This is a genomic window from Mammaliicoccus sp. B-M6 (assembly GCF_022386965.1).
Lineage (GTDB): Bacteria > Bacillota > Bacilli > Staphylococcales > Staphylococcaceae > Mammaliicoccus > Mammaliicoccus sciuri_A.
This window is the reverse complement of the sequence record NZ_JAJNHJ010000008.1, coordinates 91077-97086: the sequence shown is the minus strand read 5'-3', so window position 1 is coordinate 97086 and position 6010 is coordinate 91077. Positions and strand designations below refer to the sequence as shown.

The 6010-nt window shown below is 29.8% G+C and carries 3 protein-coding genes and 1 pseudogene; 1 reads left to right on the top strand and 3 read right to left on the bottom strand.

Annotated features, from left to right (window positions below; all coding sequences use genetic code 11):
• The 3 genes and pseudogenes from LQ693_RS04860 to LQ693_RS04850 form a co-directional block, all read right to left on the bottom strand.
• Positions 1-97, bottom strand: a pseudogene (locus tag LQ693_RS04860) (UTP--glucose-1-phosphate uridylyltransferase); the annotation flags it as partial.
• 11 nt (positions 98-108) lie between these two features.
• Positions 109-2865, bottom strand: coding sequence for a CDP-glycerol glycerophosphotransferase family protein (locus LQ693_RS04855; protein WP_204170239.1), 2757 nt, complete (start codon positions 2863-2865; stop codon positions 109-111).
• Between the two features lie 601 nt (positions 2866-3466).
• Positions 3467-4336 (bottom strand): MurR/RpiR family transcriptional regulator, encoded by an 870-nt coding sequence (locus tag LQ693_RS04850; RefSeq protein WP_204170240.1) that lies wholly within the window; start codon positions 4334-4336, stop codon positions 3467-3469.
• 157 nt (positions 4337-4493) lie between these two features.
• On the opposite strand from LQ693_RS04850, the gene LQ693_RS04845 reads away from it, so the two are divergent.
• Positions 4494-5900, top strand: a complete 1407-nt coding sequence (locus tag LQ693_RS04845) for a 6-phospho-beta-glucosidase (protein ID WP_103361670.1) — start codon at positions 4494-4496, stop codon at positions 5898-5900.
• The last annotated feature ends 110 nt before the right edge of the window (positions 5901-6010 follow it).

Here is a 6010-nt window from a genome sequence, read left to right as displayed (position 1 = left end):
ATATTGGTAACATTTCTTTAGGCATCGCTTTTGTAGCAGGTAAAAATCTTGTTCCTAAACCTGCAGCAGGTATAATTGCTTTTTTTATTTTAGTCATAATAATCTCCTTTACTTAAATACATTTATAAATTCTTGTTTAGATTTTTCTTTATAGTAATTGAAATCAAATTCTTCAAACGATTTATTTCCTTCTAGATGTATCATAAAGCCATCTACAAGGCCTTCTACACTGTTTTCTGTAATTATCGCTTGATTTTCATTTAAATATTCAGTTGTTTCTTTTAAATTCACTGTTATTACATCAGTATTTAAAGCTAAAGCTTCATATACTACTAACCCTAAACCTTCATAATTTGAAGATAGAACGAAAGCATCCACATGATCTAATAAAGGATACGGGTTGTTTATGCCACCCAGAATCACAATATTCTCTTTTGCAACTGAATCTCGAACCCATTGAATCGTTTGAGATTTCAAAGGTCCATGTGGACATACCATAATTAAAAATACATTAGGATTTTCAATATAAACCTTTTCAAATGCAGCTATTAACTTATCGTGGCCTTTTTGATAATCATATCTTCCAATATTCATGTATACTTTAATTTCTGGATTATACAAGGCATCGAGCATTCTACATTTTGAAACCCTCATTTGATTATATAATTCCACAGAATTAACAATAGGGTCCTTCTCATTTAAATTAAAGTATTCATCGATTACATCTTGGTTATTCACAAATAAATGTTTGAACGTTTCTGTTAACTCTCTATCTTTTGAGAAATCTTCATAAAGTCCAGTAATAGAGTTTACAATACTTTTTTCTATTTTATCTTTTTGAGTTACTAATGTTGATTTTGAATATTCTTCTTTAGTTTCCAATTGCTTTATAGACTTAGTTATATTTTCCGTCAATACTGTTTGTTCTGGATAATCCTGTATTATTTTATCATCTAGCTGTTCTTGATCTAAATTGGCAAAATCCAAATACATATTTTCATTATAAGCATAATCAACATGTACATTATCAATTGATTCTAATAAATTTTCTTTTGCTAGTTTTCTTGTTCTTTGTTCTCCTAGGAAATTATTTACAGTGACAACTTTATTAGAAACTTGAGGTAAATGATTGATTAGATTTGCTTTTAGATTTCTATGAACAAGTACGATTTTATTTGCTTTTTCATATGCACCATAGATAATTTTTTTACTAAAATTCTTTTTAGCTTCATACTCAGCAAACATATCAGTATGAACCCAGATAGCAGTATTTGTATCAATATGTCGCATCATTTCAGCACTTTTTCTTTCAAAGCCAGTATAATGAATAAACCAATCTATTTTTAAATCACCAAATAGTCTACTAAATTCTGCTTTGAAAATTCTGCTTAAATCTTTTTCCATACCTTTAATTTTAAATTTTTCGTTCCATAAATATCTTTTCATCAACAATCTATCTTTAATACTACCGTTTATTTCTCCAACTGTTGGATAAAAATGAACGTTTTCAGGTAAATCTAACAAGCGATAATAATGTTCTTTTTTTACCTTATCTTTTTCAAAGAAACAAATATAATTTTTTTCTGTAGTATCAATATTTTCTAATGTGTTAATTAAAGCAGTCGTAATACCATTGCTCCAAAATCCTCCACTAACAATTACTACTGTTTCTTTACCATTATGAAGATTATGTTCTTCAATTGTTAAATCATCTTTATCTAGAAACATATGATTAATAATAATTTTAGGCGCATCTAACTTGTCATACTTATTATATTCATTTTTAAATTCTTGATAATCGATTTGTTGCGGAATTTGTTCAATTTGCTTTAACAATCCTTCTAAGCTATTTGATTGTAGAAATGGGTATAATGATAAATCGTCATATAAACCTCTATTTTCTTTATAATCTTTATAATCATAAGTATAAAGTATAACTGGTTTACCTAAATTCACGTAATCGTACATTACTGATGAATAATCTGTGATAAGACAATCAGTGACAGCTAGAAATTCATATGTCTCAATGTTAGATGGGAATGGTTTAACTTTCTCGTATGAATCTGGAATAATCGTTTTTTCAAATGGATGAAGTTTTACGTATAGCACTGTATTTTCATCTAAATTTTCTTCAAAATATGTAATTAACTTTGTAACATGTTGAGAATTCTGTACACTACCAATATTCCCTCTCCATGTAGGCATATATGCTAGTATTTTTTTATTATTTAAATTCAAATCATTTCTATTCTGATTTCTTTTCTCTTCTTCAAAAAAGACACTGTTTCTTGGAGAAGGACCAACTATAAATTTACCGTTATAAACATTGTTTAAATGATGCGTTCTTGCCAATATTTCCATTGTTTTTTGATTATTGACATATATTCTATCAGCCATATAGAAGTTTCTTTGCACATTAGCAATATCCACTACTTTAGGAATATCTTTACCCATATGTTTTAAAGGCGTTCCATGCCAAATGATATAATATTTCTGCCCTTCTCTCTTATTAAAGAATGGATAAAATGTTGTATCATTTATTAAATATTCACAAGTAGCCATTAATTCATAGTATTGATTCGACATATGTTTTACAAAATTAATTTTCTTTAGTTCTGACTTATCGAAAAATAACTCAATATCTTCTGTATCTTTCAAAGCTACATAAATTTTAAAATTTAGTTTACTATTATTTAACATTTCTTTTATCATGTAATAAATATGACCACTATATGTATCACCATGCACCGCTTCAAAAAAAATGTTCCCTTTTTTAATTTTTTTATTACGTCTTGCATTTACATATATTAACTTACCTTTATTTTTCTTATAATTATTATATTTCTTTAAAACTCTTTTTTTCATTTTTTCCTCTTCTTTCTAATAAATTATTATCTATTATAATTCCAGGAAATTCATTCAAACTAAATCAACACAATTAATCGTCTGTCGATTATTCTATTCCTCTTTATATTCACCATTTTTAATTTCCAAATAATCTTGAACTATATTTTGTATTTTAATTAACATGTATATTAAAACCGTTGCCATACTCATAAATTTAAGAAATAACTTCATATTCCTGTCCCCTTATCCCATATCTCTTTATTAATAATTATGTAAAATATCAAGTGTATATTTTGAAATCTTAACTACTATTTCTATTTATAAAACAACAAATTACTAAAAGCGTTTTCAAAAATAGGAAAAATAATACATTTTACATACTATGATTATATCATTAAAATTCAAAAGAAAAAGGCAATTATTTAAAGTTACAAAATTAAAACTTACTCTCTTCAATTTCAAAATAATATACATTTATTTTTTTGTTTTTCTATAGTATTTTAATTCAAGAAATATTGAACAATTCTAAAATAATATATATTTCATACAAACTACTTATAATAAGTTGATTGTATGTGTTCCAATATTTAATAGTATTATCCTCATATATTTATAACTACTAATTCTCCTGTATCATCTTATTATGCGTCACGCGGTTATCGAAATTTTTAGCGATATTGATTTTATAATCTGTATGTTTGTCATAATCTGTTCCATACACGCAAGCATACAAGATATCCACTAAGAAACTGATGGAATCTCGTGTTGTGAAGTTGCTGATTTTGGAATATAACTTTTCCCTTGTTGAGATGCGTAATGTACTGTCTGCGTATTTGGTTACTGTATTTTCACCAATACTTGTGAGTCCGATAATTGGGATATGCTTTTTCTTTAACATTGGTAATAATTTCAAGATACTTTGATTTTCACCACTATATGAAATGAAGATGGCACATGTTTGTTTCGATGACTTTTCGATTTCAAAATGAGGTTCGAGTGCACAGAGTTTAACGGTCTTGCCAATTTGATTCATTCTCATTTCAAAGTCTTCGCATATCATCAAATTATGATATAATCCAAAAATTTTAATGGTTTCCGCTTCTTTTAAATACGTGACTGCTTTATCCAATTCTTGATGATCAATCAAATGCACAGTATCGTCTATCGTTGTTTGATTGAGTCGTGCTAATTTATGGCTAATGGACATGTTATTATCTGATGCATCAAATGGGAAGTTTGCGTCTATTGATTCATAATGTCGGTTTAAATATTCTACTTCTTCTAAATAATGATCTTTCAACTCTAACCAACCGTCGAATCCTAACTTTTTAGCTATGCGAATACCAGTCGAAGGATGTGTATATGTTTCTTTAGAAATTTGATTTAACGTCTTAGGCTTAATCTTCTCTCTTTCTTCAAACAAAAATTGAATAATACTTTGTTCTGCTTGTGAAAATATATCTTCTTTCATTCTTTCTGTTAAAAGCATATTGATATCTCCTTTTGTAAAAAGTCATTACAAAAATCCGGTTTATTTTTAGGAAATTTGTAAATGCCATTTGATAATGCCCGATTTGCCTTTTTAATGATTACTTCTATTTTATACTTAACGTGTATAAGAAAGAAAATATTAGGAGGTCATTATAATGGAAAAAGGGATAAAAATTGTAACTATCGGTGGCGGTAGCAGTTATACGCCTGAATTGATGGAAGGTTTTATTAAACGATATGAATCTTTACCTTTAAGTGAAATTTGGTTGGTGGACATTCCTGAAGGTAAAGAGAAATTAGAAACTGTTGGCAAAATGGCACAAAGAATGTGGGATGCTTCTCCATATGATGTTACAGTACATTTATCATTAGATAGACGCGAAGCTTTAAAAGATGCTGATTTCGTTACGACACAATTTAGAGTAGGTTTATTAGATGCTAGAATCAAAGATGAACGTATTCCTTTATCACATGGTTTCTTAGGTCAAGAAACGAATGGTCCGGGTGGTATTTTCAAAGCGTTAAGAACAATTCCTGTCTTATTAGATATTGTCGAAGATATGAAAGAACTTTGTCCAAATGCATGGTTAATTAATTTTACAAATCCAAGTGGTATGGTAACAGATGCTATCGTACGATACGGCAAATGGGAAAAAGTACTTGGTCTATGTAATGTACCTGTGAATAGTTTGATTAATGAGCCGGAAATGTTGAATGTTGGTGAAGGAGAACTTACGCATCATTTTGCAGGATTAAACCATTTCCACTGGCATCGAGTTAAAGACGCAAATGGTCATGACGTGACTGATCAATTAAATAAACAATTAGTTGAAGATGCATCATCGTTACCTTCTAATATCTTTGATGTTCCATTTTTCGAAGAGCAATTACAACAAATGCAGCTCATTCCATGTGGTTACCATAGATATTACTACCGTGCAGAAGAAATGCTTGAACATGCACTTAAAGAATACAATGATCCAGAAATCGGTACGCGTGCTGAACAAGTTAGACAAACTGAAAAAGAATTATTTGAACTCTATAAAGATGAACATCTCGATCATAAACCAGAGCAACTAAGTCAACGTGGCGGCACACACTATTCAGATGTTGCATGTGAGACAATTGCATCTATCGCTTCAAATAAAAATACACATGTCGTAGTATCTACTGTTAATAAAGGTGCAGTACCAGATTTAGCACCTGATGATGTGGTAGAAGTGTCAGCATATATCAACGCGACAGGTGCACAACCAATCGCATTCGGTTCCTTACATCCAGCAGAGCGCGGATGGTTACAAGTAATGAAGAATATGGAATTATGTGTAGAAGAAGCAGCCGTTACAGGAGATTACGGATTACTATTACAAGCATTTATTATCAACCCATTAATTCAAAGTGGAGAATCTGCGAAACAAGTAATGAATGAATTACTCATTGCACATAAAGCATACTTACCACAATTTGCAGAAACAATCGCTCAATTAGAAGCACAAGGTGTCACTATTAAAGATGACAAAGCAAGAGCATTGAGCGCAGAAGCATCATTGAAAGAAGTATAAGTAGGAAGATAGAAGTCTTGGATGAAGCGTGAGGCAGTAAAGTGTCTCACGTTTTTTTGTGTGAGTGTGAGTGTTGAAGTGGTGCGCTAACGATCTTGTTTGTGATTCTT